Consider the following 26,141-nt stretch of genomic DNA (forward strand, 5'->3'; position numbering starts at 1 on the left):
AGACCCGCCCGGCGCGCGCCGTCCCGCCGCACCCGGCCCCCGGTCGACCCGGCGAGGCCGCTGCCGGGTCAGCCGCGGACGGAGAGCTTCATGCCCTCGTGGGAGGCGACGAACCCGAGGCGCGCGTAGAACCGGTGCGCGTCGGCGCGGCGCTTGTCGGTGGTGAGCTGGACCAGGGCGCAGCCGCGCCGGCGCGCCTCCTCGATCGCCCAGCCCATCATGGCCCGGCCGAGACCCCGCCCCCGCCTGGCCGCGGCCACGCGCACCGCCTCGACCTGGGCGCGCAGCGCCCCGCGCCGGGCCAGCCCGGGAATGGTGGTCAGCTGCAAGGTGCCGACGACGACGCCGTCGGCCTCGGCGACGACGAGCAGCTGGGACGGGTCGGCGTCGATCGCCGCGAAGGCGCGCCGGTAGGGCGCGAGATCACCGCCGTCGCGTTCGACGCCGAGCTGGTCGTCGGCGAGCAGGCGGACGAGGGCCGGCAGGTCCGCCGCGCGCGCACGGCGCAGGACGACGCCGTCGGCGAGGTCGCAGGGGAGCGTCACGCCGCCAGTGTGCCAAGGTGACGGCTCACGACAGGGTCGATATCTCGCCGCGCTCGGGGGCGGGCAGGGTGGCGCGCACGGCGTGGGCGGCGGCCACGAGATGTTCCAGCGCGGCGGTGACCTCCTCGTAGCCGCGGGTCTTCAGGCCGCAGTCGGGGTTGACCCACAGCTGCCCCGGCGGCACGGCGGCGACGGCCGTGGCGAGCAGCTCCTTCAGCTCGTCCACCGACGGCACCCGCGGGGAGTGGATGTCGTACACCCCCGGCCCGATCTGCCGGCCGAACCCGGCGCGCCGGATGTCCGCGAGCACCTCCATCCGCGAGCGCGCCGCCTCGATGCTCGTCACATCCGCGTCGAGCCGGTCGATCGCCCCGAGGATCGCGCCGAACTCGGAGTAGCACAGGTGCGTGTGGATCTGGGTGTGCGCCGGCGCGCCCGAGGTGGCCAGCCGGAAGGCGCGCACCGACCAGTCGAGGTAATCCTGCCGCTCCGCGGCGCGCAGCGGCAGCAGCTCGCGCAGGGCGGGCTCGTCGACCTGGACGATGCCGATCCCGGCCGCCTCCAGGTCCGCGATCTCGTCGCGCAGCGCCAGCGCCACCTGCAGCGCCGTCTCCCCCGGCGGCTGGTCGTCACGCACGAAGCTCCACGCGAGGATGGTCACCGGGCCGGTGAGCATGCCCTTGACCGGCCGGTCGGTCAGCGAGGCCGCGTGGCCGGTCCACTCCACCGTCATCGGGCCCCGCCGGGCCACGTCGCCCCACAGGATGGCCGGGCGGGTGCACCGCGAGCCGTAGGACTGCACCCACCCGTGCTCGGTGGCGGCGAACCCGTCGAGCAGCTCGGCGAAGTACTGCACCATGTCGTTGCGCTCCGCCTCGCCGTGCACGAGCACGTCCAGGCCGAGGCGCTCCTGCAGGCGCACCACCTGCTCGATCTCGGCGCGCATCGCCTGGCGGTACTCGGCCTCGCTCATCGTCCCCCGGCGCAGCGCCGCGCGGGCCCGGCGGATCTCCGCCGTCTGCGGGAACGAGCCGATGGTCGTCGTCGGCAGCGCCGGCAGCCCTAGCCGGGCCTCCTGGGCGGCGCGGCGTTCGGGGTAGGGCGCCCGCGCGAAGGCGGCGTCGGTCAGCGCGGCCAGCCGCTCGCGCACGCCCGCCCGGCGCACGCCCGGGTGGGCCCGCCGGGCGCGGCGCGCCGCGGCGGCCTCGGCGAGCCGGGTGGCGACCGCCTCGCGCCCGCCGGCCACCGCGTCGGCGAGGAGCAGGACCTCCTCGACCTTCTGGTCGGCGAAGGCCAGCCAGCCGCGCAGCTCCCGGCTCAGGTGCTTCTCCCGGGCGGCGTCGTGCGGCACGTGCAGCAGCGAGGTGGAGGTCGCGACGGCGACCCGGGCGCCCTCCCCGATGCCCGCGCGCAGCCGCTCCAGCACCCCGAGGGCGGCGTCGAGGTCGGTGCGCCAGACGTTGCGCCCGTCGACGACGCCGGCCACGACGACCTTGCGGGCCAGGGTGGCCAGCTCGGCGGCGGGCGGCAGCGGCCCGCGCACCAGGTCCAGGCCCACGGCCTCGACCGCGGAGCGGGCGAGCACCGGCAGGGCGTCGCCGAGCGGGCCGTACCCGGCGGACACGAACAGCGCCGGGCGCTCGGGCCGGCCCAGCTCGCCCGCCAGGGCGCCGTAGGCACGCTCGGCCGCCGCGAGCACCCGGGCGCGCGGGACGTCCCAGGCGTCGGAGACGAGGGCCGGCTCGTCCAGCTGGAGCCAGGGCGCGCCCGCGACGCCCAGCGCGCGGAGCTGGTCGGCGTAGGCGGCGACGGCGTCGTCGAGGCGGTCGAGGGGGTGGAAGCCGGCCGGCGCGCCGGCGGCGGGCTTGCTCAGCAGGAGGAAGGTCACCGGGCCGACGATGACCGGGCGGGTGGTCACGCCGTCGGCGGCGGCCTCGAGGAACTTGAATATCAGCCGGTCGTCGCCGTAGCGCAGCGGGGTGTCCGGGCCGATCTCGGGCACGAGGTAGTGGTAGTTGGAGTCGAACCACTTGGTCAGCTCCAGGGGGGCGCGCTCCCCGTCGCCGCGGGCGAGGGTGAAGTACCCCGGCAGGTCCACCGTGCCGTCCTCCGCGACGAGGTCCGCGAACCGCTCGGGCACCGCCCCGAGGGTGGTGGCGGCGTCGAGGACGTGGTCGTAGGCGGAGAAGTCCCCCGGGATGGACCCGTCGCCGGGCGGCAGGCCCAGCCGGGCGAGGCGTCCCCGGGTCTCGCGGCGCAGGCTCTCCAGGGCGGCGAGCAGGTCGTCGAGCTCGCTGCGTCCGGCCCAGAAGGCCTCCACCGCCTTCTTCAGCTCCCGGTTGGCGCCGATGCGCGGGTAGCCCAGCACGGTGGCGTCCGGGAACCACGGGACGGTGCGGTCCCGGCCGGCGTCGCCGTCGCCCCCGGGCCTGGCGGTGGTGGTCATGACGGCTCCTCAGGTGCGGGCGGGCGGGACGGCCGGGCGGGTCTCGAGGGCGGGGTTGCGGACGCCCCGGGCCCGCAGGTGCTCGAGGACGTCCAGCGCGGGACGGTCCTGGTTGAACGTGTACAGGTGCAGCCCCGGCGCGCCGACGGCGAGCACCCGGTCGATGAGCGCCAGGGTGGCATCGATGCCCCGCCGCAGCCGCTCGGTGTCGTCAGGGGTGTCCAGCAGCGCGTCGAGGGTGACGGGCACGGGCACCCCGCTGAGCTCGTCGAGGCGGTGCAGCCGCCGCCGGTCGGTCAGGGGCAGGATGCCGGGCAGGATCGGGATGTGCACCCCGGCGGTGCCCGCGTCGGCGCACAGCGAGGCGTAGGCCTCGGCGTCGTAGAAGACCTGGGTGATGGCGAAGTCGGCGCCGGCGTCCTGCTTCTCGCGCAGGGCGGCCAGCTCGGCGGTCCGGGTGTGGCTCTGCCCGGAGGGGTAGGCGGCGACGGCGACGGACACGACGTCGGCCGGCGCGACGCCGAGGTCGAGCGCGACGACGCTGGGCGCGGCGGCGCGCAGGCAGCCGTCCTCGCGGCGCTCGGCCTCGACCTCGCGGATGAGCGCGACCAGCTCGCTGGACCGGCTCAGCCCGTCGGGCGGGGGGTGCCACGTCGTCTCGCCCGGCGGCGGGTCGCCGCGCAGGGCGAGGAAGTCGCGCACCCCGGCGTCGAGCAGGCGGCGCACCCGGGCGGCGATCTGCTCGCGGGTGGCCGCGACGCAGGTGAGGTGGGCGATGGGCGGGATGCGGGTCTGGACCAGGAGACGGCGCAGGAGCTCGGCGGAGGCGGCCCGGGCCGCCTCGGAGACGCTGTAGGTGACGGAGAAGAAGTCCGGGCCGGCCTCCGCCATGCGCAGCACGCGCTGCCAGACCGTCTCGTCGAGCTCGGGGCGCCGCGGCGGGAAGAGCTCGAAGGAGACCGTCGGGTGCGTCGCGACGCTCACACACAGCAGGCTAGGTCGCGCCACGACGCAGATCACGCCTCCAAGCCCGTCCGGAACACCGCCCCCGCGGCGCCCTCCACCGTCGAGCATGGCAGCGGCCTGGGCCGGTCGGGGTGGTTCGCCGCGCCGTCCCACCGGCCGGGACGACGCACCGGCCGACCAGGGTCGGCCACGCCCGGCCCCCAGCACCCGAGCCCGCCCGGCCCCGGGCGCCGTCAGCGGACCTGGACCACGACCTTCCCGGTCGCGTGCCCGGACTCGACCGCCGCCATGGCCTCGGCGGCCCGGTCCAGCGGGAGCACCTCGCTCACGCGCGGGCGCACCAGCCCGGCCGCGACGTGCCCGAGCAGGGCGCCGAGCGACTCCCGGGTCGGGTGGCGCTCGACCCCGGAGCCGCCGACCTCCCGGGCGGTGGCGGGGTCCGCCGTCGAGACGATCGTGGCGGGATCCGTCGCCAGCGGCGCGACGTCGCGCAGCGGCTGACCGCCGACCAGGTCGACGACGGCGTCGACGCCGTCGGGCGCCACGGCCCGCACCCGCCCGGTGACGCTGGCGCCGGCGGGGACGAACACCGCGCCGAGCTCCTCGACGAGGGTCCGCTTGCCCTCGCTGGCCGTGCCGACGACCCGCAGCCCCATGACCGCGGCCCCGAGCTGGACGGCGATGACCCCCACGCCGCCCCCCGCGCCGTTGACGAGCAGGGTCCGGCCGGGCTCGAGGGGGACCTGGTGGACGGCGTCGTAGGCGGTCGCCCCGGCCACCGGCAGTGCGGCGGCGTCGACGAAGGAGACCTGCGAGGGCTTGGGCACGACGTCGCCCACCCGGGCGATCGTGTGCTCGGCCAGGGCACCCCAGCCGCGGGCCGGCACGCCGAGGACGGCGTCGCCCACCGCCAGGCCGTCGACGTCGGCCCCGACGGCGTCGACGACGCCCGCGAACTCCAGGCCCATGGGCGCCGGCAGCGCGATCCGCGTGCCGAACTGGCCCGAGCGCCGCTTCCAGTCCGCGGGGTTGACCCCCGCCGCCCGGACGGCGACGCGCACCTCGCCAGGGCCGGGCTCGGGCACGGGGCGGTCGAGGAAGGCCTGGGTCTCGGGGCCGCCGTAGTCGCGGAAGACGAACACCTGGGACATGGGCGCATCCTCCCGCACCGGCTGGGAGCACACCCGGCGAACCGCACCACCGGACGGAGGCGCATCCGGTGAACCGGGAGCACCGGGCGGCGGCACACCCGCGACCCCGCGCCAACCGGCAGGCAGGCACGTGTCCGCCGCGCCGGCGCGGGGCCGGTTAGGTTGGCGGCGGGCGTTCCGGACACCACCGGGCCGGGACACCCGTCACGGGTTGCGAGAAGCGGAGGTCGGATGATCTGGGTCCTGCTCGTCGGGGCGATCGCCGCCGAGGTGGTGGCCACCAGCCTCCTGCCCCGGACCCAGGAGTTCCGCGCCCTTCGCCCCACCGCCGTCGTGCTGGCGCTGTACGCGGCGGCCTTCGTGCTGCTGTCCCGGGTGCTCCTCGAGCTCGAGGTCGGCGTCGCCTACGCGCTGTGGGCCGGCCTGGGCACCGCGGCGGTCGCGGTCATCGGGATGCTCGTTCTCGGCGAGCGCCGGTCGGCCGGCAAGCTCACCGGCCTGGCGCTGGTCATCGCCGGCGCGGTCCTGCTGAACCTCTCCGGCGGGGGCCGCTGATGGCCGGCTGGTGGTCCCTCGCCGGCGCGATCGCGGCGGAGATCGTCGCGACCACCCTGCTGGACCGCAGCGAGGGATTCGGCCGGCCGGTCGTCGGCATGCTCGCGCTGGCCGGGTACGCGCTGGCCTTCTCCCTGCTGACCCGGGCGCTGCGCACGGTGTCGCTGAGCGTGGCCTACGCGCTGTGGTCCGGCATCGGCACCGCCGTCGTCGCCAGCATGGGCGTGCTCTTCCTCGGCGAGACCCTCACGCCCACGAAGGTCCTCGGCCTGCTCGCGGTCGTCGTCGGCGTGGTCGTCCTGGAGCTCTCGGGGAAGGAGCCCCGGAGCGACGGCGCCGTCGAGCCGTGACAGCGGCCCCGGATCGTCCGGCAGCTCGACGCAGGGGAGCGCCCCGGGCGGTCCGGCAACCCTGACCTCGAGCTATATACGGACGGTTTGGGTGCGGTTTGCCGAGCCGTCGGCGAGCCGTCGCAGGGGCTCCATGCCGGGGTCGCCCCGCGGCCGGATCGGGTTCACCGGCGGCTGGAAGCGTCGGCTCCGATCGGTCGGGAGGGGCCGGCCGACATTCGACAGGAGTCATGTGACCGTGAACACGAACCCATCCAGATCCCTGCTGCACCGCCGCACCGGCCTGGCCGCGACCGCCGTCGCGATCGCCGTCTCCGGCGCGGCGCTGGTGCCGGCGGCCGCCACGGCCGCCCCGGGCGGCCCGAAGGCGGCGCCGTGGGCCGAGACGGCCTACCGCGGCGGCGTCCACGTCGTCGAGGGCACCGGCGAGAACCAGGACGTCCTCGACGGCACCGTCTTCGCCGACAAGAACCAGAACTCCGTCCAGGACCGCAACGAGCAGGGCCTCGCCGGGGTGACCGTCTCCAACGGGCGCGACGTCACCACCACCGACAGCCACGGCCGCTACGAGCTGCCCGCCTTCGACAACATGACCGTCTTCGTCACCCAGCCCCGGGGCTACCAGGTGCCGGTCGACGAGGACAACGTCGCCCAGTTCTTCTACCACCACCTCCCCGAGGGCTCCCCCGAGCTGCGCTACGGCGGGATCGCGCCGACCGGGGCGCTGCCGGACGAGGTGAACTTCCCGCTCGCCAAGAGCCAGCTCACCCAGTCCCCCGAGCAGCACTGCGTCATCGGCGGCGACATCCAGACGTACAACCTCGACGAGGTCGAGTACGCCCGCGCCGGCGCCTTCGCCGACCTCGCCGCGCGCACCGACTACGCCGGCTGCGGCGTGACCTTCATCGGCGACGTCGTCGGCGACGACCTCTCGCTGTACCCGCAGACCCGCGAGCTGGCCGGGATGCTCAACGGGCCGGCCCGCTTCCTGCCGGGCAACCACGACCTCGACCTCGACGCCACCACCAGCGAGCACACCTTCGACACCTTCCGCGCCAACCTGGGCCCGGAGTACTACTCCTACGACGCCGGCAAGGTCCACGTCGTCGCCCTGAACACGGTGGAGTACCGCGCCGGCACCGCCTACACCGGGGCGCTGGACGACCAGCAGCTGGAGTGGCTGCGCAACGACATCGCCCAGGTGCCGGAGGACCGGCTGATCGTCCTGGCGGCCCACATCCCGCTGCTCGACTACGCCGACCAGGGTGAGGGCCGCCACCAGGTCGCGCAGGTGCGGGAGATCTACGACATCCTCCAGGGCCGCGAGGCCGTCGCCGTCGGCGGGCACACCCACAGCCTCGAGAACCTGCGCGAGGGCGACAGCCTCGCGGGGTGGTCGCAGCTGTTCGGCGTGGAGGGCCTGCCCTTCACCCACATCACCTCCGGCGCCATCTCCGGCGACTGGTTCTCCGGCCGCCAGCTCGACGGCGGCTACCCCACCGCCCTCCAGCGCGACGGCGGCGTGCCCGGCGTCCTGACGCTCGACGTCAAGAACGCCACGTTCCAGGAGCGCTTCACCGTGCGCGGCGAGGACGACGCCCACCAGATGGCCCTCGGCCTGAACACCCCGCGCTACCGCGAGTGGTACGCCGCGAACCTGGCCAACCGCGGGTCCGCGCCGGCCTTCGAGAACCCGCTCGCGGTCTCCCGGGAGGACCTCGCCGGCGGCACCTGGCTGACGACCAACTTCTGGCTGGGGTCGACCGGCTCCACCGTGAAGGTCGCGCTCGACGGCGGGCAGGCCGTCGAGGCCGTTCGCACCCAGCAGATGCAGGGCGAGGGCCAGCTGGTCGGGGCCGAGTGGTCCGACCCGGCCGCGGTCCAGGAGCAGCTGGTCCACGGCGGCAGCATCGCCGACCGCTCCATGCACCTGTGGCGCCTCGAGCTGCCCGCCGACCTCGCGGCCGGTGAGCACACCGCCGAGGTGACCGCGACCGACGTCCACGGCCGCACCTTCACCGAGACGATCACCTTCGAGATCACCGAGTAGCCGGCACGACGGCGAGGGGCGGGGCCTGCGGTCCCCGCCCCTCGCCGTCGGCCCGGCCGGGTACCGCACCGGTGCACGAGCGCTCCCGCACCCGCGCGCGAACGCTCCACCGCCGCGTCCCGGCGCCGGCGCGGCGCGGCACCACCTCCGACGCCGGCCAGCTCGCTCGGCACCCGGAGGATCCGCTCAAAGGGGCCGAACTCGCAGGCCAGACCTTATCGGACGGTTTTGAGGGTCAAATAGTGAGACGATTTGCCCCTAATATTGGCTAGGTGGACCCAGCCTTCACGGACATCACCGATGTCCACCGAGCCGACAGAGACGTGCGGGTGACCGTGCGTGACGACGAGGTGACCCTGACGATCCGGTCGCCCAAGAAGTTCCTGTCGATCACCGTCGACCGGGCCGAACTGGTGCGCGCGATTACGGGGGAGGGAATTGGGATATGATTCCCTCGCTTGTGTCCATAGAGGACAGTGAAAAGCCCCCGTCTCCCGCTGGGAGACGGGGGTTTTGTCCATTCCTGGAGAAACGTCGCCGCAGCCTTACGCCGGATCGGTGCGCGAATGGGGCAGCGCCGGCGAGCAATCGGGGCGCAGCGCCGCGCGCGTGAACAATGTCGGAACGGGGGCTGAACAATGCGCTCTCGTCCCGTAGGGCGGACACCTGCCTGCCGCGATTTCTGCGGGCGCACCCCGGGGTTATGGCCCGTCCTTGAGACGGACCACGGGCGTCGGGATCTCTTGCGGCACGGGCGTCGCTTCGGGCAAGGTGCGTCCCATGCAACAGCTCGACGAGCTGCGCTACGAGCGGGTCGACGGCGTGAACGTCTGGACGCTCGTCCGGCGGCTGGGCTGACGCCGGCCCCAGCGCCGCCACGCGGACATCCGGCTCACCCCCGGCGGCGCGCGGTCACCGCGTGCAGCGGGTCGCCGGGGGTCAGCCGGCGGGCGCCGGTCACCTCCAGCCCCGCCGCGGTGAGGTAGCCGGCCAGGTCCCCGGTGGTGGGCAGGGACATCTCGCCCTCCTGGGCGCGCAGCAGCAGGTCGAAGTGGCGGCTGAACGCGCTCGGGTCGGCGACGGTGGAGACCACCATGACCGTCCCGCCCGGGCGCACCAGGGCCGCGACGTCGTGGAGGAAGTCGGCCCGCTCGGCCGCCGGCAGGTAGTAGATGACGTTGGCGAGCAGGGCGAGGTCCACCGGCCCGCCGAGCCGGGCGGGGTCGGCCAGCAGGCCGCGCACGTCCATGGCGAGCACCCGCCCCCGGTCGGCGAGGTCGGCGCGGGCGAGGCGCTCCTGGGCCAGCCGGGCGGCCACGGCGTCGATCTCGACGCCGGTGCCCTCGGCCTCCGGGGCCGCGCGCAGCATGTGCTCGAGGTTGGTGCCGTCCCCGCAGCCGACGTCGAGCACCCGGGCCGGTCGCAGGCGCTCGACCTCGGCCGCGAGCGCGTCGTGGACGAGGGGCTCGAAGGCCCGCGAGAGGCGGGCGATGACGTCCCCGTGCCGGGCGATGTCCGAGCGGGCCGGGCCGCCGCGCAGCTGGACCGGGAGGTCGTGGTAGAGGCCGGTGTGGTAGCCGCTGAACCCCTCGTAGGCGGCCCGGACGACGTCGTCGGCGAGCACCGCCCGGCCCCGGCGGGTCAGCCGGTGCCCGCGGGGCCCGGTGCGCACGAGCCGGGCCGCCTCGAGGACCTCGAGGAACGCCTCGAGCAGCCGGACGTCGGTGACCGCGAGGGTGTCGGCCAGCGACGCCGTCGTGCGCGGCTCGATGAGGGCATCGAGCACCCCGGACTCCAGGGCGGCGCCGACGGTGGCGACGCGGATCGCGGCCTGCCCGTCGCGCAGGCTGCGCAGCCGCTCGGGCAGGCTGCCGGCGCGGGCCAGCTTCACGGCGCTGCGTGGTCTCACGGTCCTCACGCTCCCCTGTGGGCGGGTGCGCCGGCGGTACCCGGCGCCACCAGGGTGGCGGCTGGGCGGCGTCCGGTCCAGCCCGACGGCGGGCTGGGGGCCGCAGGTCCCTGGCGCCGGCGGGCCGCTGCCGCCATGCTGGCACCACCGGACCACCCGGGTCCGGCGGCACGGGAGGTCACGGTGGACAGGACGCGGATCAGCTGGGCGCAGCTCAGCACCGGGCAGCGGGCGGCGCTGGTGGCGCTCGGCGCGGTCGAGGTGGCGCTGGCGGCGGCGGCGTGGACGGACCTGGCCCGCCGGCCCGCCGAGGCGGTCAACGGCCGCAAGTCCCTGTGGGCCGCGGCGATCGCGGTCAACATCGTCGGGCCGCTGTCCTACTTCAAGTGGGGCCGGCGCGCGGCGGAGTAGCGGGGGCCTGCGGTGGGCGGGGCGGTGGAGGTCCGGGGCCTGCGCGTGGTCCGCGGGCGCACGACGGCGCTGGCCGGGGTCGACCTCGACGTCGCCGCCGGCGCGGTGACCGGGCTGCTGGGTCCCTCCGGCTCGGGCAAGACCACGCTCATGCGGTGCGTGCTCGGCGTCCAGCGGGTGGCCGCCGGGCGGGTGACGGTCCTCGGCCACCCGGCGGGGAGCCGGGAGCTGCGCCGCCGGATCGGGTACGTCACCCAGGCGCCCAGCGTCTACCCGGACCTCACGGTCGAGGAGAACCTGCGTTACTTCGCACGCGTCCTCGGCGTGGACGGGCGGTCCCGCGCGGTGACGACGGCGGCGGAGGCGCTGGACGTCGTCGGGCTGGCCCCGCAGCGGCGCCAGCTGGTCGGGACGCTCTCGGGCGGGCAGCTCTCCCGGGTGTCCCTGGCCGCGGCCCTGCTCGGGTCCCCCGACCTGCTCGTGCTCGACGAGCCGACCGTGGGCCTGGACCCGGTGCTGCGCGAGTCGCTGTGGGCGACCTTCCGGGACATCGCCGCCACGGGCACCACGCTGCTGGTCTCCTCGCACGTCATGGACGAGGCGGCGCGCTGCGACGAGCTGGTCCTGCTGCGGGAGGGGCACGTCCTCGCCCACACCACCCTGCCCGAGCTGCTGGCGCGCACCGGCCAGAGCGACGGCGAGCGCGCCTTCCTGCACCTGGTCCGCGGCGGGGACGCCCCGGTGCGGGGGCGGCCATGATCGCCACCGCCCACCGGGTGCTGCTCCAGCTGCGCCACGACCCGCGCACCGTGGGGATGATCCTCGTCGTCCCCTGCGTGCTGCTCACCCTGCTGTGGTGGATCTACGACGAGGGCGGCGCGGTGTTCCAGCGCATCGGCCCGGCGCTGCTGGCGCTGTTCCCCGTCATCATCATGTTCCTCATCACCTCCATCACCACGCTGCGCGAGCGGCGCTCGGGCACGCTGGAGCGGCTGCTGACCCTGCCCCTGGGCAAGGTGCCGTTCCTGCTCGGATATGCCCTGGCCTTTGCCGTCGTCGCGGTGATCCAGGCGCTGGTGGCCTGCGCGCTGGTGCTCGGGCCCCTCGGGCTGGAGGTCGCCGGGCCCTGGGGCGCGCTGGTGCTGGTCGCCGTGCTCGACTCGCTCCTCGCCGTCGCGCTGGGGCTGTTCGTCTCCGCCTTCGCCAGCTCCGAGTTCCAGGCGGTGCAGTTCATGCCCGCGATCGTGCTGCCCCAGCTCCTGCTGTGCGGGCTGCTCGTGCCGCGCGCGCAGCTGCCACCGGTGCTCGAGTACGTCTCGGACGTGCTGCCGCTGTCCTACGCCGTCGACGCGATGAACGAGGTCTCCCGGCAGGCGAGCCCGGACCTGGCGCTGCCGGTGGCGGTGCTGGCGGGGTTCATCGTCGCCGTCCTCCTGCTCGGCGCGGCGACGCTGCGCCGGCGCACGCCCTGACCGCCGTCGTCCTACGCTCGTGGCATGGCCACACGCAGCCACGCCGAGCAGGTCGGCGAGGAGCGGCTCCGCGCCGCCACCGGGCGCACGCGCGAGGGGTGGTACGCCCTGCTCGACGAGGCCGGGGCACGCGAGTGGGACCACACCCACATCGCCCGGTGGCTCGGCGGCGAGCACGACGTCGACGCCTGGTGGGCGCAGGGCGTGACGGTGGGCTACGAGCAGTCGCGCGGGCTGCGCGCCCCGGGCCAGCGCCCGGACGGGACGTTCGAGACCACCGTGACGAAGACCGTCCGCGCGACGCTGGCCCAGGCCTGGCCCTACCTCGCCGACGACGACCTGCGCAGCGAGTGGCTCGACGTCGACTGGCCCGTCATGGGGCTGACCGAGCCGCGGACGGCGCGCTTCCGCGGCGACGACGACTCCCGGGTCCTCCTGGCCCTCTCCGAGCTGCCGCCCGCCCGGGACGGCCGGCCGCGCACCCGGGTGGCCTCCGCGCACACCCGGCTCCGCGGCGCCGACGAGGTGGCCGAGACGAAGAAGTTCTGGAAGGACAGCCTCGAGGCCCTCGCCGGGCTGCTCGAGCGGGACTGACCCGCCGGCTCGACCGGTGCGCGGCCCGCGACCACCCCTCCCCAGCATTCGGGACGCCAAGTGCCTAAATGTTGAGACCCGACGCCTGAGGTCCTGACGGGTGTCATACCAACCCTTTACCGTGGTCGCATGGAGGTCACGATCACCACGCCGCGCGGTGTCCGGCTGGCCGGGACCTTCGAGCCCGGGCCGGGGCCGCGCGCGGTGCTCTTCGCGCACGGGTTCCTCTCCGACCGCCACTCCTCACTGCGCTTCGACATCCTCGCCTCCGCCTACCGCACCGCCGGCTACGCCACCTTGCAGTTCGACTTCTCCGGGTGCGGGGCCAGCGACGAGGACGTCGTCACCGTGACCAACGAGATCGAGGACCTGCGCTCGGCCTCCGCCTGGCTCGCGGAGCAGGGCTACCCCGCCCAGGTGCTCCACGCCCACTCCTTCGGCTCGCTCGCCGCGCTGCGCGGCCAGCCGGCGGACATCCTCGCCATGGTGGTCACCGGCGCGCTGACCGGACCGATGAACTACCCGTGGGAGCAGATCTTCTCGCCCGGCCAGCTCGACGAGCTCGAGGCGCACGGCGTGACCCGCGTGCCCGACGACAACGAGGCGTCCACCCGCGAGTACTCGGTGATCTCCCGCGAGACCCTCGCCGACTACTCCCTGATCGACCAGCACGAGCTGCTGGGGAAGGTGCGCGTGCCCGTGCTCTTCCTCTACGGCGAGGCGGACGAGGAGACCGACCTCGTGACCATGGCTCGCGAGGGCATCGCGCTGGTCCCCACCTCCGCGCGGCTGGAGATCGTCACCGGCGCGCAGCACGGGATGAAGGACCGCCTCGACGTCGTGGCCGAGCTGGCGCTGGCCTGGTTCGCCGAGCACCTGCCCGGCGACGCCTGAGCGGCGCCGCTACGGCCTGACGGTGAGCTCCGTGCGGATGCCGTTGCCCACCATGCCGGGCTTGCAGGCCACCTCATAGGTGCCCGCGGCGAGGTCGACGGCGACCTGCGCGCTCGTGCCCGGGCCGATGTTCTCCTTCTCGGTGACCACCTTGTCGCCCGCGTAGACGTAGACCTCGGTGACCTCCTTGCCCGAGTTGGTGATGTCGAGCGTGGTCCGGCCGGCCGGGACCGTCGGATCGGAGAGCTGGCAGGCCGAGTCGGACGCCGTCACGCGCAGGGGGCCGGCCGACGACGCCGCGCCGGTGGTCCCGGCGTCGGAGGAGCAGGCCCCCAGGGCGAGGAGCGGCAGGATGACCACGACGGCCAGGGCGGGCACCGCACGACGGATGGGCACGCTTCCTCCTGGGGAGCGGGGGTCGGGGAGGCGGGCGCGGCCCGCGCGGAGAGGTCAGGCCACGGGTGCCGGCGTGGGCGACGGGGCGCCCACGCGGGGCCGGGCGGGGCGGAAGAACTGCACCATCATGACGGCCACGTAGGCCACCCAGGCCACGGCCTGCAGGACGGTGGTCTGCGGCGAGAAGTTCAGCGTGCCCTTGAGCACGGTGCCGTACCAGCTGGTCGGCGGCACCTGGCTGCTGACGTCGAAGGCCAGGGTGGTCAGCCCCGGCAGCACGCCCGCCTCCTGCAGGTCGTGCACGCCGTAGGCCAGCACCCCGGCGGCGACGACGATGAGGGCCGCGCCGGTCCAGGTGAAGAACTTGCCGAGGTTGACGCGCAGCAGGCCGCGGTAGATGAGGTAGCCGAGGAGGGCGGCGCAGGCCAGACCGATCGCCGCGCCGGTGACCGGGGCCCAGCCCTGCCCGGTGGCCTGGATGGCCGCCCACAGGAAGAGCGCGGTCTCCAGCCCCTCCCGGGCGACGGCGAGGAAGGCGGTGAGCACGACGGCGCCGGCCCCCATGGCCAGCGCTCCCGCCATCCGGTGGTCGAGCTCGCGCTTGAGTCCCCGGGCCGCCCGCCGCATCCAGAAGATCATCCAGGTGACGAAGCCGACGGCGACGATCGAGAGCGTGCCCCCGAAGATCTCCTGCTGCTCGAACGTCATGTTCCGTGACGTGAACTGCAGCAGGGCGCCGAAGGCCAGGCTCAGCGCGACGGCGGCCGCGACGCCGGCGGCCACGACCGGGAGGCGGTCGCGCCGGCCGGTGCGCACCAGGTAGGCGACGAGGATGCCGACGACGAGCGAGGCCTCGAGGCCCTCCCTGAGGCCGATCAGCAGGTTGGCGATCACGGACGTTCCTTCGCGACGACGGCGGTGCGAGCGAGGTAAGGCTAGCCTTACCCCCCGGGCGCGTCTAGCCCCAGCAGACGCCTCATATCAAGCCTTTCGTGCCCGAAAACTCGGCGCTGTGCCGGGGCGACCGAGCGGCTCCCGGCCCATTGCCGGGTGCTCGAGCGGCTCCCGGCCCCGTGCCGGGGTGATCGACCGGCTCCCGCCGCCGTGCCGACTCCAACCGGCTCCCGCCGCCGTGCCGTCTCCGATCGACTCCCGCCGCCGTGTCGTCGGGGGCTCGAGATGCGCGCCCGCCGAACCACCCCCACACTGGACCCGGTTTGACCGAAATGGCCGGTTCCACGGCGTAGGGGGACGTGGAGCCGGCCGTTGTCGTGCTCGGCCACCGCACGGCACCGCGCCCCGCGGGCAGCGCGACTACCGGCGCCGCCGCCGGGGGTAGAGCACGGCGAACCGCTCGAGCACGACGGGCGTCTCCGGCGTGAACTCTCGGCCGTACCCGCCCAGCACGTGCCGCAGGTACCTCTCGTGCACCTGGCGCCAGTGCTCGAGGCTGCGGTCGCCCTCGCCCTCCGCGGCGGCGTGCTCGGCGGGCACCTGGTCGAAAGGCACGACGTCGACGGCCGTGGTGCGCGTGAGCACGTGGGGCTCACCGGCACCGTCGCAGATGATGGAGAGGTCCCCGGGGCGCGGCAGCTCCTCCCCCTCCGCCTCCCACTCCCACCGGGCGCTCGACGTCGCCGTCTTGACCCCGGCCACGACGAGCGCGAGGAGCTCGTCCGCCTCCTCGGCGTCGGTGCCGAAGGACCAGGCCGGCGGAGTCAGCGCGGCCACCTCGTTCTCCCCCACCACGACGTCGAGCCGGGTGAACCCGGCGACCTTGCGGGCCTGGGCCCAGAACCGCTCGACGGTCTCGTCCTCGGGAGGGGTGGTGTCCATGCGGTGAGTCTTCCAGGTCCGGCCGACGGCCTACCGTGCCGGGCCGGCGCCGCCGTCCACCCGATCGTCGAGGAACGCGACGAGGTCGCCGAGGGTCTGCGCGGAGACACCGTGACCAAGGCCCGGGTAGACGCGGTGGGTCAGGGTGGCGTGGGCGGGCAGCCACCGTTCGGTGCGCTCGACGAGGAACGGGGCGATCACCTCGTCGGCCGCGCCGCGGGCCCAGAACACCGGTGGGCGCCGCTCGGCGAGGACGGCGTCGCCGTCGACCTCGCCGGGCGCGACGAACCCCGAGAGGTTGGCGACGAACGCGACCCGCTCCGGGTCCTGCCGCAGCACCTGGGTGGCGATCGCTCCACCCTGGGAGAACCCACCCAGGCCCACCAGCGTGAAGCTCTCGGTGAGCTCGCCGAGCCAGGCGCGCACCGCCCGGGCCGCGGCGTTGGCGCCGTCCTCCCGGAGCCGGTCCGTGACGCTGCTCTGCTCGTGCCCGCGGGCGCCGGCCAGCTCCCCGTCGAGGGCGAACCACTCGTGCCCGAACCGGTTCGTCCCCGGTCCGCGCAGGGAGGCGACGACGTACCTCGGCGGCAGATGCTGCGCCAGGGCGAACAGGTCGCGCTCGTTGGATCCGTAGCCGTGCAGCAGCACGAGCAGCGGGCGACCGCCGCGTTCCGCCGGCGGGGCGGACCAGAGGACGGCGTCGGGGTCGATGACGGGCGCGGGCATGGACGCTCCTGAACGAGATGGACGGAACCCGGGCCGGGATGGGCGCCAGGAGACGGGCCATGACACGGCCCCACGACCGCAACCCCGGGCGGCTTTCCGGCATTCCGGCCCGGCCGAGCGGCACGGGCCTCGTGGCCGCCCGGGTGGCGCGTGCCCCCGCGGTGCGATCCCATGCCGGGAAGGGGCGAGAGCCCGGAGACGCCCGGGGCACGGGAAGCCGCGGCCCGCGGGGGACATCGGAACGGAGGGTGACATCGTGCGAGGACCGACCACCGCGCTGACCCGGGGGCTGGTCGCCGGCGCCGCGGGGACGACGGCGCTGAATGCCGCGACCTACCTCGACATGGTCCTGCGGGGGCGTCCGGCGAGCAGCACGCCGGAAACCACCGTCGACCGGGTCGCGGACCTGCTCCACGTCGACATCCCGGGCGACGACGAGCAGCGCGATGCGCGTCGGACGGCGCTGGGCTCGCTGCTGGGGTCGGCGGCCGGTGTGGGGGCGGGCGCCGTGCTCGGTGCCATCCGCGCCACCGGCCACCCCCGCGGCACGGCGGGCACGCTCGCGCTGTCCTGGGTGCTCGCCATGATCGCCGGCAACGGCCCCATGACGGCCCTCGGCATCACCGACCCGCGCGCCTGGACGGCCAAGGACTGGGCCGCCGACGTCGTCCCCCACCTCGCCTTCGCCGTGGCTGCGACGGTCACCCTGCGGCCCTGGCCCAGCGAGCGATAGGCCAGCGCGGCACCGTCGGCCACCGCGCGCGACGCCGGTGGTTTCGCCGTGAGCGGTGCGGTGGGGCGGTGCCCGGGGCGCATCGGTGAGAATGGGACATCGTGAGTGGCGACCAGGACGAGCGGACGACGACGGCGGCGGTAACGCCGTCGGGCGAGCGCACCCCCCGGCGGCGCCGCGGCCGCGGCGGGGGCCGCGGTGGCGACGGTGGCGGGGGCCGCGGCGGCGACGAGCGCGGCCGGGGCCGGGAGCGTCGGGGCCCGGGCGACGGCCGCCGCGGCTTCCGCCCGTTCACCCCCGAGCAGCTGCGGGAACGCCGGGCCGCCCTGCCGCGGATCACCTACCCCGAGCAGCTGCCCGTCTCCGCGCGGCGCGAGGAGATCGCGGCGGCCATCCGCGACCACCAGGTGGTCATCGTCGCGGGCGAGACCGGGTCGGGGAAGACCACGCAGCTGCCCAAGATCTGCCTCGAGCTCGGCCGCGGCATCACCGGCACCATCGGGCACACCCAGCCGCGGCGCATCGCCGCCCGCACCGTCGCCGAGCGCATCGCCGAGGAGCTCGGGGTCGAGCTGGGCGGGGCGGTGGGCTACCAGGTGCGCTTCACCGACGAGGTCTCGGCGACCACCCTGGTCAAGCTCATGACCGACGGCATCCTGCTCGCCGAGATCCAGCGCGACCCGCTGCTGCGCCGCTACGACACGATCATCGTCGACGAGGCCCACGAGCGGTCCCTCAACATCGACTTCATCCTGGGCTACCTCGCCAACCTGCTGCCCCGTCGCCCCGACCTCAAGGTCGTCATCACCTCGGCCACGATCGACTCCGAGCGCTTCGCCGCGCACTTCGGCACCCACGAGGGCGGCCGGCCCGACGGCGCCGCGCTCGAGCCGGCGCCCGTCGTCGAGGTCTCGGGCCGCACCTACCCGGTCGAGATCCGCTACCGCCCGCTGGTCCCCGAGAGCGACGGCGAAGGCGGCGCCGCCGGCGACCGCACCCCTTCCGGCGACCAGACTGGCAATCTGGCCGCGGACCGGCGCGACCAGACTGACAATCTGGCAGCGCAGCGGGGGCGGGGGCGCGGTGGCAGGCAGGCCCCGCGCGAGGAGCCGCTGGATCAGGTCACCGGCATCGTCCAGGCCGCCGACGAGCTCATGGCCGAGGGCCCGGGCGACATCCTCGTCTTCCTCTCCGGCGAGCGGGAGATCCGCGACACCCACGTGGCGCTGCAAGAGCACCTGGGCGCGCGCTACGTCGCCCCCGGCGGCCGGTCGGCGGTGCCCGGCGCCGTCGAGGTCGTCCCGCTGTACGCCCGGCTGTCCTCCGCCGAGCAGCACCGGGTGTTCGAGCCGCACGCCACCCGCCGCATCGTGCTGGCCACCAACGTCGCCGAGACGTCGCTGACCGTCCCCGGCATCCGCTACGTCATCGACCCCGGCACCGCGCGCATCTCCCGCTACTCCACCCGCACCAAGGTCCAGCGCCTGCCCATCGAGCCGATCTCCCAGGCCAGCGCCAACCAGCGCTCGGGCCGGTGCGGGCGCGTGGCCGACGGCATCGCCATCCGGCTCTACGGCGAGCAGGACTTCGCCGCCCGCCCCGAGTTCACCGAGCCGGAGATCCTGCGCACCTCCCTGGCCTCGGTCATCCTCCAGATGGCGGCGCTGGGCCTCGGGGACATCGCGCGCTTCCCGTTCGTCGACCCGCCGGACACCCGCGCCGTGCGCGACGGCGTCCAGCAGCTGCACGAGATCGGCGCCCTGGACATCCACGCCGCCGGCGCCGACCGGCTCACCCCGGTCGGCCGGCAGCTGGCCCGGCTGCCGATCGACCCGCGCCTGGGCCGGATGCTGCTCGAGGCGGAGAAGAACGGCTGCGCCGCCGAGGCGATGATCATCGTCGCCGCCCTGTCCGTGCAGGACGTGCGCGAACGCCCCAGCGAGCACCAGCAGGCCGCCGACGAGAAGCACCGCCGGTTCACCGACCCCACCTCGGACTTCCTCGCCTACCTCAACCTCTGGCGCTACCTGCGCACCCAGCAGCGCGACCTGTCGGGCTCGGCGTTCCGGCGGATGTGCCGGGCGGAGTTCCTCAACTACCTGCGGGTGCGCGAGTGGCAGGACGTCGTCGCCCAGCTGCGCCAGCTCGCCAAGCCGCTCGGCCTGACCCTGCGCCCGCTGGCCCTGCCGCACGAGACCGAGATCGCCGGCACCGCCGAGGCCACCCCGGACCGGCGACCCGACCCCGCCCGGGCGGTGGTCGCCGTCGGTGGCTCCGCCGACGCCGCCAGCGCCGACGCCGTCCACCGCTCCCTGCTCGTGGGCCTGCTGTCCAACCTCGGCTCCTGGGACGAGCGGCGCCGGGAGTACGCCGGCGCCCGCGGCACCCGGTTCGTCGTCTGGCCCGGCTCGGGCCTGGCCAAGAAGACCCCGGCGTGGGTCATGGCCGCCGAGCTGGTGGAGACCTCGCGGCTGTTCGCCCGCACGGTGGCGCGCATCCAGCCCGAGTGGGTCGAGCCGCTGGCGGCGCACCTGGTCAAGCGCACGTACTCGGAGCCGTACTGGTCGGCCAAGCACGGCGCGGCGATGGTCAAGGAGAAGGTGCTGCTCTACGGCATGACGCTGGTCGCGGACCGGCCGGTGATGCTCGGGCGGCTGGGCGAGACTCCCATCGGCGACGTCACCGCGGCCGAGCTGGCCCGCGAGATGTTCATCCGCCACGCCCTGGTGGGCGGGGAGTGGCGCACCCACCACCAGTTCTACGCCCGCAACCGCGAGCTGCTGGCCGAGGCGGGGGAGTACGAGGCGCGTGCCCGCCGCCGCGACCTCGTCATCGACGAGGACGGGCTGTTCGCGTTCTACGACGAGCGCCTGCCCGACTCGATCGTCTCGGCCCGGCACTTCGACGCCTGGTGGAAGCAGGCCCGCCCGGACGACCCGGAGCTGCTCACCTTCACCCTCGACCTGCTGGTGCCCGACGCCGGCGCGGTCAGCGGCGCGGACTTCCCCGACACCTGGCACCAGGGCGACCTCACCCTGCCGCTGACGTACCAGTTCCAGCCGGGCAGCTACGCCGACGGCGTCACGGTGCACGTGCCCGTCGCCGTGCTCTCCCGGCTGCGCCCCGACGGCTTCGACTGGATGGTCCCCGGCCTGGCGCACGAGCTGGCCACGGCGACGATCAAGGCCCTGCCCAAGAAGGTGCGGGTGCAGCTGGTGCCCGCCCCCGACGTGGCCCGGCAGGTCGTCGAGCTGCTGCCGCCCTGGGCGGAGGTGGCCCCCGCCGAACCCGGCGCGCCGTCGTACCACGAGGCCTTCGCGGACGCGGTGCGCCGGCTGCGCGCGGTGGAGATCCCCGAGGACGCCTGGGACGACGAAAAGCTCCCCGACCACCTGCGGATGACCTTCCGGGTGCTCTCCGAGCGCGGCGCGGTGCTGTCCGAGGGCAAGCACCTGGTGGCGCTGCAGCGCGAGCTCGCCCCGCAGGCCCAGCAGGCGGTCCGCGCGGCGGTGCGCGGCGCCGTCCGGGTGGCGATGGAGGAGGCGCAGGTCCGCTCCGGGGGCAGCGGCATGTCCTCGGGCGCCACAACTGGGGCTGGTGGGGCGACTGACGGGGGAACGAGCGCCTCAGGAGCCTCTCCTGCCCCAGTTGTGGCGCGCCGGGGGTCGGCCGCCCCGATGCTGCCCGAGCAGGACCGCCTCACCACGTGGCCGGAGGTGCCCGACGGGGTCATCCCGCGGCAGGTGGAGTCCGCCGGCCCGCAGGGGCTGGTGGTGCGCGGCTACCCGGCGCTGGTGCAGGTGGCCGGCCCGCGCGGGGCGGCGCCGACGGTGTCCCTGCGCGTGCTCGCCGACGCGAGCACCCAGGCCGACGCGCACCGCCTCGGCCTGCGCCGGCTGGTGCTGACCGAGGCCGCGCTGAACACCCCGCGGGTCACCAGCCGGTGGACCGGCAAGGAGGCGCTGACCCTGGCCGCCAGCCCGTACCCGAGCACCGAGGACCTGGTGGCGGACGTCCAGCTCGCCGCCGTCGGGGCGCTGGTGGACGAGTGGACGGCGGCGCACGGCGGGCACCAGGTGGTCGACGCCGGGCGGTACCGCGAGCTCGTCGCCCACGTGCGCGCGGCGCTCGAGGACCGGGTGTACCGGGTCATCGGGCAGGTGGTCACCGCGCTCGACGCGCACCGCGAGCTCGAGGCGACGATCAAGGCGGCCTCCTCGATCGCGCTGCTCAACACGCTCACCGACGTGCGCGACCAGGTGGCGCGGCTCGTCTACCCCGGGTTCGTCTCGGCCACCCCGCCCGGGCAGCTGGTGCACCTGCCGCGCTACCTCAGGGCGGCCCAGCGGCGCATCGAGCGGGCGCAGGTCAACGTCCACCAGGACGCCGACCTGGCGTGGAAGGTCGGCGAGCTCGAGGACGCCTACGAGGCGGCGGTCGAGGCCTCCGACCGGCTCGCCCCGGACCCGGCCCGGCGGGACGGGCTGGAGCAGGTGCGCTGGATGCTCGAGGAGCTGCGGGTGAGCTTCTTCGCCCAGCAGCTGGGCACGCCGATCAAGGTCTCCGAGAAGCGCATCCGCAAGGCCCTCGCCGAGCTGTAGCGGGCCGCCCGCCGCCGGCACCGGGCGGTCTGGGCGCCCCCCGCGCTACTGGGCGGTCAGCGCGACCGCGGCCTCGGCGGTGGCCACCCGGAAGCTGAACGTCTGCTCCAGGTACAGGTGGACCGATCGCTCGTCGTGGTGGTCGTAGCCGACCGCCAGGTCCTCCCCGGACTCGAACAGGAAGTCCCCGCCCCGCATGCTCAGGACGACGCCGCCGCGCACTCCGGGTGCCCACACGATGGGGCCGCCGAGGATCTGGCGCACGTGGTCCCACAGCGGGTACCCGCCGTGCTCCGCGGTCTCCACGATGGCGGTGTAGCGAGCCGGGCCCACGGCCAGCCCGTAGGGGCCGCTCACCCCGCTCTTCAGCAGCGTCTCGACCGCCTTCGCGACCGTGCTGGGGAAGGCGTCGACGTCCGCGCCGGCCGGGATCTCCGGGTGCGGGGAGGCCTGCCCGATCCCTGTGATCCCGGCGGCCGTCCAGCCGTGGAAGACCGTGGTGTTCTCCGCCTGGGCCATCCGCATGGCCGCCGCGTCGAGGCTCGTCAGGTCGACGTCGGCCGCCCCGCGGTCGACGTCCACCAGCTCCTCGCGCAGCACGTCGAAGTCCGCGCGGACCTCGACCAGCGGCAGCACCCGGCGCCGCCGGGCCCGGACCTGCTCCGTGGGGGTGTCCGCGACCGGTTCGGTCCGGCCGAGGTTGGTGGCCGAGTGCTGCCAGCCGTGCGGCCCGGCGAAGTCGACGAGCTTGCGGGCGCCGAGCGCCACGACCAGCCGGCTGCGCGCCTCGGCGTCGAGCAGCGTCCAGGCCGCGTCGGAGACGGGTGCGAGCCCACGCAGCAGGTGGTCCATCACGCCATCCCCCGGAGGCTGCCGATGCCGAGGGAAGTCGCGGACGCGGCACCGGACCCGCCGTCGCCGTCGCCGGTGTCCTGCGCCCCCGCATCCCCGCCGTCGCCCTCGCCGGTGGCCTGGGCCTCCGCGCCCTCCCCGTGCTCGACGATGTCGCCGTCCTTGAAGAGGATGCCGCGGGCGATCTCCCGCCAGACCGGCTTCTGCCGCAGCAAGAACTCCAGGTCCATGCTGAAGTGCTTGTACTCCTCGCCGAGGGAGTCGGTCATGATCTCCCGCGACGTCGGGTCGGGCTCGATGGCGAGGCGCTGCTCGTACCAGCCGATCGCCTCGGCCTCCTCGGTGAGGTTGGCGCACATGCGGGCGAACGTTCGGGTCTGGGCCGGTAGCTCCGCCGGCGGCTCGTGGTACTGGTCGAACCCCATGACGACTCCCCTCGGCACCACGCATGGTGCTGTCGAAGGTACGCACGCCCTTCCCCGTCCGCACGCCCGGGACAGCGCGCCGCTCAGGCGCCGTGCTCACCACCGGCGGAGGTCGTCCGGGCCGCCGGGCTGCCCGCGCCACCGCCCAATGTCCGGCCCACCTCCTCGAAGGCGGGCAGGGCCCGCTCGAGCATCTCCATTGTCGCCGTCAGGCACACGCGGAAGTGACCGGGCGAGCCGAAGAGCGTCCCCGGCAGGACCTGCACGCCGCGCGCCGCCAGCGCCGCCGCGAAGCCGCGCGCGTCCCCGCCCGGCGCGGCGCCCCACAGGTAGAACGTCCCCTCCGGCGGGGTCATCCGGTAACCCCACCCGTCCAGCGCCGCGAGCACCCGGTCGCGCCGGCGGGTGAGCTCGGCGAGGTCGATGGAGACATGCTCGAGGTCGGGCACCGCGTACTGCATGAGCGCGTCCGGGAAGCCCCATCCGACGGCCATCTGGGTGGGGAAGAACGCCCCGCGCAGCGCCTCCCGCTGCGCGTCGGGCAGCAGGGGTGAGAGGGCGAGGTAGCCCAGGCGCTGCCCGGGCGCCAGCAGCACCTTGCCGTAGCTGTAGTCGACGAGCGTCCACGGGTAGCAGGCCGCCGGGCTGACGAAGCCGACGCCGTCGAAGCGGATGCGCCGGTATGGCTCGTCGGACAGGATCCAGATGCGCCGGCCGAGCCGCCGCGAGGCGTCCTCGAGCAGCTCGGCCAGCGCATCGAGCTGGCGGCGGGGGTAGACCCGACCGGTCGGGTTCGCCGGGGAGTTCACGACGACGACCCGGGTGCGCGGGGTGAGGGCCCGCTCGATCGAGGCGAGGTCGAGGTCGAAGGTCTCGGGCGCCAGCGGCGCCGGCACCGGGACCAGGTCGGCCACGCGGACCATCGGCGCGTAGAACCAGCCCGGCGCCGGGACCACCACCTCCTCCCCCGCGTCGGCCACCAGCCGCAGCCCCAGCGCGATGGCCCCGAAGGCGCCCTGGGTCATGGCCACGTCCGCCGGCTCGAACGCCAGCCCGAGCTCGTCGCGCAGCGCCGCCGCCACCGCCGCGCGGGCCGGCTCCTCGCTGGCCTTGTACGCGAACCAGTCGACGCTGCGCGGCTGAAGGTGCGCCTCGAGCGCCGCGACCAGCCCGGGGAGGGGCAGCTCGTGCGGGTCGCCGAAGGTGAGGTCGACGCCGTCGTCGGCCCGCCCCGCCCGGGCCGGGTCCGCCCGCGCGGTGAAGAACGCGGTCAGGGCGCTCATCTCCGCCGCCGCCAGCCGGGCACGCCTCGACAAGGTCTTCATGGCGACCGCCCTCCATCGCGTGGTCTGCCCCGGACCGCTCCGGCGGCGGCCACGGCCCCATGATCGCCACGGTCCCCGCCCGGCACAAGCGATTCCGGCGGCAGGAACCCCTGCGGTTCCCCCGCGAAGGGCCACCCCCTGCGGTTCCCCCCGCGCCGGGTCACCCGCTGCCGATCACCTGCACCAGCAGGATCTTGACGATGATGCCGAGCGCGAACAGGGCGGCGTACCCGGCGTCGATCCGCTCGTCGACGGTGCGCCCGTTGGCGTAGGCGAGGATGGCCGGCTGCCCGACGAAGCCCGCCAGCCCACCGGCCGCGCGCGGTGCGCTGGTGCCGACCAGGCGGGCGAGCACGACGAACAGCACCGCGCCCACCAGCGCGAGCGCGACGGCGAGGAGCACCACCCCCAGCCCCAGCCCGGTGAACGCCTGGGCGGCGAAGGCCTGGCCCGACGCCAGCCCGGTTGCGCCGAGGAAGAGCAGCAGGCCGAGCTGGCGCAGCGTGAGGTTCGCCGTGCTGGGCAGGCCCCACACGATGGGCCCGGTGCGCTCGAGCCGGCCGAGCACCATGCCGACGACGAGCGGCCCGGCCGCCGAGCCGAGCGCGAACGTCAGCCCGCCGGGCAGCGGGACGCTCACGAGCCCGACGAGCAGCCCGAGCGCCAGGCCCACGCCGAGGGAGAGGGCGTCGATCTCGCTGACCTTGCGCTCGGAGTCGCCGAGCAGCGCGGCGATCTGCGGCAGCTGGCCGCGGGGGGCCACCACCCGCACCCGGTCGCCGAGCTCGAGGACGAGGCCGTCGTGGGCGAGAAGGTCCAGGCCGCCGCGGCGCACCCGGGTGACGACGCCGTGAAACCGGCTGGGGACGTCGAGGTCGCCCACGGTGCGCCCGGCCACGCCCGGGTCGGAGACCAAGAAGCGGCGGAACCGCACGGTCCGCCGGTCGTCCGCGAGGTGCTCGGTGACCTGGTGGCCCAGGCGCTCCCGGACCTCGGTGACGTCCGCGGCGGGGCCGACGACGACGACCCGGTCCCCCGCCAGCAGCACCTCGTCGGGGGAGACGACGCGGGTGCGGCCGCCGCGGGAGAGGTAGGACAGGCGCACCCGCTGGTCGGCGACCCCGGGGATGTCGCCCAGCCGCCCGCCGCGGTCCACCTCGACGCTGATGTCCACCAGCCCCACCCCGGCGACCGGGTCGGGGTCCCGGCGCGCCCGCCACGGGCGCGCCAGCACGGCGGCGACGACGAGGATCGTCACCGTCACGCCCACCGGGTAGGCGAGGGAGTAGCCCACGGCCGGCTCGTCGGTGCCGGCCAGGCCCGTCGCGGCGGCGAGGGCCGGTGTCGACGTCATGGCCCCGGCGAACGCCCCGGACCGCAGGGGCGGGGCGAGCCCGAGCAGGGCGCCGCCGGCCATCGCCGCGCCTGCCACGACCGCGAGCACCACGACCGACCCGCCCATGAGCGGCAGCTGCCGGCGCAGGTCGCGGAAGAACCCGGACCCCGCGGCCAGGCCCACCGTGTAGACGAACAGGGCGAGGCCGAGGGTCTGCACGAGGCCGAGCCCCTCGCCCAGGCGGGGGTCCAGGGCGCCGACCGCGAGCCCGACGAACAGGGCCCCGGCGGGACCGAACCGCACCGGTCCGAACGGGACCGCGCCGAGCAGGGTGCCGAGGGCGACGACGATCGTCATGGTCAGCAGCGGGGTGGACGCCAGCACGTCGAGCACCTGTTCAGCGTCTCATCGCGCCCCGGCGGGTGGCGGTCGGCGCGGGCGTGGGACGCACCACGGCCGGCGGTGCTCGACCGCTGCAGGACCCGGCGCGGGCGCCGGTTGTGCGTACAGCTCTCGCCGTGTCGTACAGCGGTGGGTGAGCGGCGCGGGCGAGGCGAGCGGGCGAGGC

24 protein-coding genes and 1 pseudogene are annotated in these 26,141 nt (G+C 75.2%); 12 read left to right on the forward strand and 13 right to left on the reverse strand.

Features of this window, described 5'->3' with window-relative positions:
- Positions 1 to 68 precede the first annotated feature (68 nt).
- From GD880_RS10465 to GD880_RS10480, 4 genes are all read right to left on the reverse strand, one after another.
- A complete protein-coding gene (locus GD880_RS10465; RefSeq protein ID WP_152231571.1) occupies positions 69 to 545 on the reverse strand; it encodes a GNAT family N-acetyltransferase in 477 nt (158 codons plus the stop codon).
- A gap of 25 nt (positions 546 to 570) precedes the next feature.
- On the reverse strand, positions 571 to 2,991 hold the full coding sequence (gene metE, locus GD880_RS10470; protein ID WP_152231572.1) for a 5-methyltetrahydropteroyltriglutamate--homocysteine S-methyltransferase: 2,421 nt from the start codon (positions 2,989 to 2,991) through the stop codon (positions 571 to 573).
- 9 nt (positions 2,992 to 3,000) lie between these two features.
- Positions 3,001 to 3,975, reverse strand: a complete 975-nt coding sequence (locus GD880_RS10475) for a methylenetetrahydrofolate reductase (protein ID WP_193314447.1) — start codon at positions 3,973 to 3,975, stop codon at positions 3,001 to 3,003.
- Positions 3,976 to 4,190: 215 nt separating this feature from the next.
- Positions 4,191 to 5,108, reverse strand: coding sequence for an NADP-dependent oxidoreductase (locus GD880_RS10480; RefSeq protein WP_152231574.1), 918 nt, complete (start codon positions 5,106 to 5,108; stop codon positions 4,191 to 4,193).
- Between the two features lie 231 nt (positions 5,109 to 5,339).
- Between GD880_RS10480 and GD880_RS10485 the strand changes: the two genes are divergently transcribed.
- From GD880_RS10485 to GD880_RS20340, 5 genes are all read left to right on the forward strand, one after another.
- Complete coding sequence (locus GD880_RS10485; protein WP_152231575.1) at positions 5,340 to 5,663, forward strand: DMT family transporter; 324 nt, start codon at positions 5,340 to 5,342, stop codon at positions 5,661 to 5,663.
- A complete protein-coding gene (locus GD880_RS10490; protein WP_152231576.1) occupies positions 5,663 to 6,013 on the forward strand; it encodes a DMT family transporter in 351 nt (116 codons plus the stop codon). Before GD880_RS10485 ends, GD880_RS10490 begins: the two co-directional genes overlap by 1 nt.
- Positions 6,014 to 6,245: 232 nt before the next feature.
- Positions 6,246 to 8,063, forward strand: a complete 1,818-nt coding sequence (locus GD880_RS10495; protein ID WP_452176739.1) for a calcineurin-like phosphoesterase C-terminal domain-containing protein — start codon at positions 6,246 to 6,248, stop codon at positions 8,061 to 8,063.
- A 272-nt stretch (positions 8,064 to 8,335) separates the two neighbouring features.
- Positions 8,336 to 8,512 (forward strand): hypothetical protein, encoded by a 177-nt coding sequence (locus GD880_RS20335; RefSeq protein ID WP_193314448.1) that lies wholly within the window; start codon positions 8,336 to 8,338, stop codon positions 8,510 to 8,512.
- 265 nt (positions 8,513 to 8,777) lie between these two features.
- A complete protein-coding gene (locus GD880_RS20340) occupies positions 8,778 to 8,921 on the forward strand; it encodes a hypothetical protein (protein ID WP_193314449.1) in 144 nt (47 codons plus the stop codon).
- A 34-nt stretch (positions 8,922 to 8,955) separates the two neighbouring features.
- Here GD880_RS20340 and GD880_RS10500 read toward each other — a convergent pair whose 3' ends face one another.
- Positions 8,956 to 9,972: an SAM-dependent methyltransferase gene (locus GD880_RS10500; RefSeq protein WP_152231578.1), complete on the reverse strand. Its 1,017-nt coding sequence runs from the start codon at positions 9,970 to 9,972 to the stop codon at positions 8,956 to 8,958.
- 183 nt (positions 9,973 to 10,155) lie between these two features.
- Between GD880_RS10500 and GD880_RS10505 the strand changes: the two genes are divergently transcribed.
- From GD880_RS10505 to GD880_RS10525, 5 genes are all read left to right on the forward strand, one after another.
- Positions 10,156 to 10,383, forward strand: a complete 228-nt coding sequence (locus GD880_RS10505) for a PLDc N-terminal domain-containing protein (RefSeq protein ID WP_226909560.1) — start codon at positions 10,156 to 10,158, stop codon at positions 10,381 to 10,383.
- A gap of 24 nt (positions 10,384 to 10,407) precedes the next feature.
- On the forward strand, positions 10,408 to 11,142 hold the full coding sequence (locus GD880_RS10510; protein ID WP_226909561.1) for an ABC transporter ATP-binding protein: 735 nt from the start codon (positions 10,408 to 10,410) through the stop codon (positions 11,140 to 11,142).
- Entirely contained in the window at positions 11,139 to 11,855 is a 717-nt protein-coding gene (locus GD880_RS10515; protein ID WP_152231580.1) for an ABC transporter permease, read from the forward strand. The genes GD880_RS10510 and GD880_RS10515 overlap by 4 nt, the downstream gene beginning before the upstream one ends.
- Positions 11,856 to 11,879: 24 nt before the next feature.
- Complete coding sequence (locus GD880_RS10520; RefSeq protein ID WP_152231581.1) at positions 11,880 to 12,449, forward strand: hypothetical protein; 570 nt, start codon at positions 11,880 to 11,882, stop codon at positions 12,447 to 12,449.
- A gap of 129 nt (positions 12,450 to 12,578) precedes the next feature.
- Positions 12,579 to 13,343, forward strand: a complete 765-nt coding sequence (locus GD880_RS10525; protein WP_152231582.1) for an alpha/beta hydrolase family protein — start codon at positions 12,579 to 12,581, stop codon at positions 13,341 to 13,343.
- A 9-nt stretch (positions 13,344 to 13,352) separates the two neighbouring features.
- Here the strand turns inward: GD880_RS10525 and GD880_RS10530 are convergent, their stop codons facing one another.
- The 4 genes from GD880_RS10530 to GD880_RS10545 all read right to left on the reverse strand — a co-directional run bounded on the left by GD880_RS10530 (position 13,353) and on the right by GD880_RS10545 (position 16,301).
- Positions 13,353 to 13,739 (reverse strand): cupredoxin domain-containing protein, encoded by a 387-nt coding sequence (locus GD880_RS10530; protein WP_152231583.1) that lies wholly within the window; start codon positions 13,737 to 13,739, stop codon positions 13,353 to 13,355.
- Between the two features lie 54 nt (positions 13,740 to 13,793).
- On the reverse strand, positions 13,794 to 14,633 hold the full coding sequence (efeU, locus tag GD880_RS10535; protein ID WP_152231584.1) for an iron uptake transporter permease EfeU: 840 nt from the start codon (positions 14,631 to 14,633) through the stop codon (positions 13,794 to 13,796).
- Positions 14,634 to 15,053: 420 nt separating this feature from the next.
- Complete coding sequence (locus tag GD880_RS10540) at positions 15,054 to 15,575, reverse strand: ASCH domain-containing protein (protein WP_152231585.1); 522 nt, start codon at positions 15,573 to 15,575, stop codon at positions 15,054 to 15,056.
- 30 nt (positions 15,576 to 15,605) lie between these two features.
- Complete coding sequence (locus GD880_RS10545; protein WP_152231586.1) at positions 15,606 to 16,301, reverse strand: alpha/beta hydrolase; 696 nt, start codon at positions 16,299 to 16,301, stop codon at positions 15,606 to 15,608.
- A gap of 256 nt (positions 16,302 to 16,557) precedes the next feature.
- On the opposite strand from GD880_RS10545, the gene GD880_RS10550 reads away from it, so the two are divergent.
- Together GD880_RS10550 and GD880_RS10555 are read left to right on the forward strand one after the other, a co-directional pair.
- Positions 16,558 to 17,034: a hypothetical protein gene (locus GD880_RS10550; protein WP_152231587.1), complete on the forward strand. Its 477-nt coding sequence runs from the start codon at positions 16,558 to 16,560 to the stop codon at positions 17,032 to 17,034.
- Between the two features lie 101 nt (positions 17,035 to 17,135).
- Positions 17,136 to 21,635: a DUF3418 domain-containing protein gene (locus GD880_RS10555; RefSeq protein WP_152231588.1), complete on the forward strand. Its 4,500-nt coding sequence runs from the start codon at positions 17,136 to 17,138 to the stop codon at positions 21,633 to 21,635.
- Between the two features lie 45 nt (positions 21,636 to 21,680).
- Here GD880_RS10555 and GD880_RS10560 read toward each other — a convergent pair whose 3' ends face one another.
- The 4 genes and pseudogenes from GD880_RS10560 to GD880_RS10575 form a co-directional block, all read right to left on the reverse strand.
- Positions 21,681 to 22,487, reverse strand: a complete 807-nt coding sequence (locus GD880_RS10560; RefSeq protein WP_152231589.1) for a family 1 encapsulin nanocompartment shell protein — start codon at positions 22,485 to 22,487, stop codon at positions 21,681 to 21,683.
- A gap of 125 nt (positions 22,488 to 22,612) precedes the next feature.
- Positions 22,613 to 22,912: pseudogene (locus GD880_RS10565) on the reverse strand (ferritin family protein); the annotation flags it as partial.
- An 83-nt stretch (positions 22,913 to 22,995) separates the two neighbouring features.
- Positions 22,996 to 24,237 (reverse strand): aminotransferase class I/II-fold pyridoxal phosphate-dependent enzyme, encoded by a 1,242-nt coding sequence (locus GD880_RS10570; RefSeq protein WP_152231590.1) that lies wholly within the window; start codon positions 24,235 to 24,237, stop codon positions 22,996 to 22,998.
- A gap of 160 nt (positions 24,238 to 24,397) precedes the next feature.
- Positions 24,398 to 25,930: an aspartate-alanine antiporter-like transporter gene (locus tag GD880_RS10575; RefSeq protein ID WP_152231638.1), complete on the reverse strand. Its 1,533-nt coding sequence runs from the start codon at positions 25,928 to 25,930 to the stop codon at positions 24,398 to 24,400.
- Between the last annotated feature and the right edge of the window lie 211 nt (positions 25,931 to 26,141).

This window comes from Georgenia ruanii (assembly GCF_009193175.1).
GTDB lineage: Bacteria > Actinomycetota > Actinomycetes > Actinomycetales > Actinomycetaceae > Georgenia > Georgenia ruanii.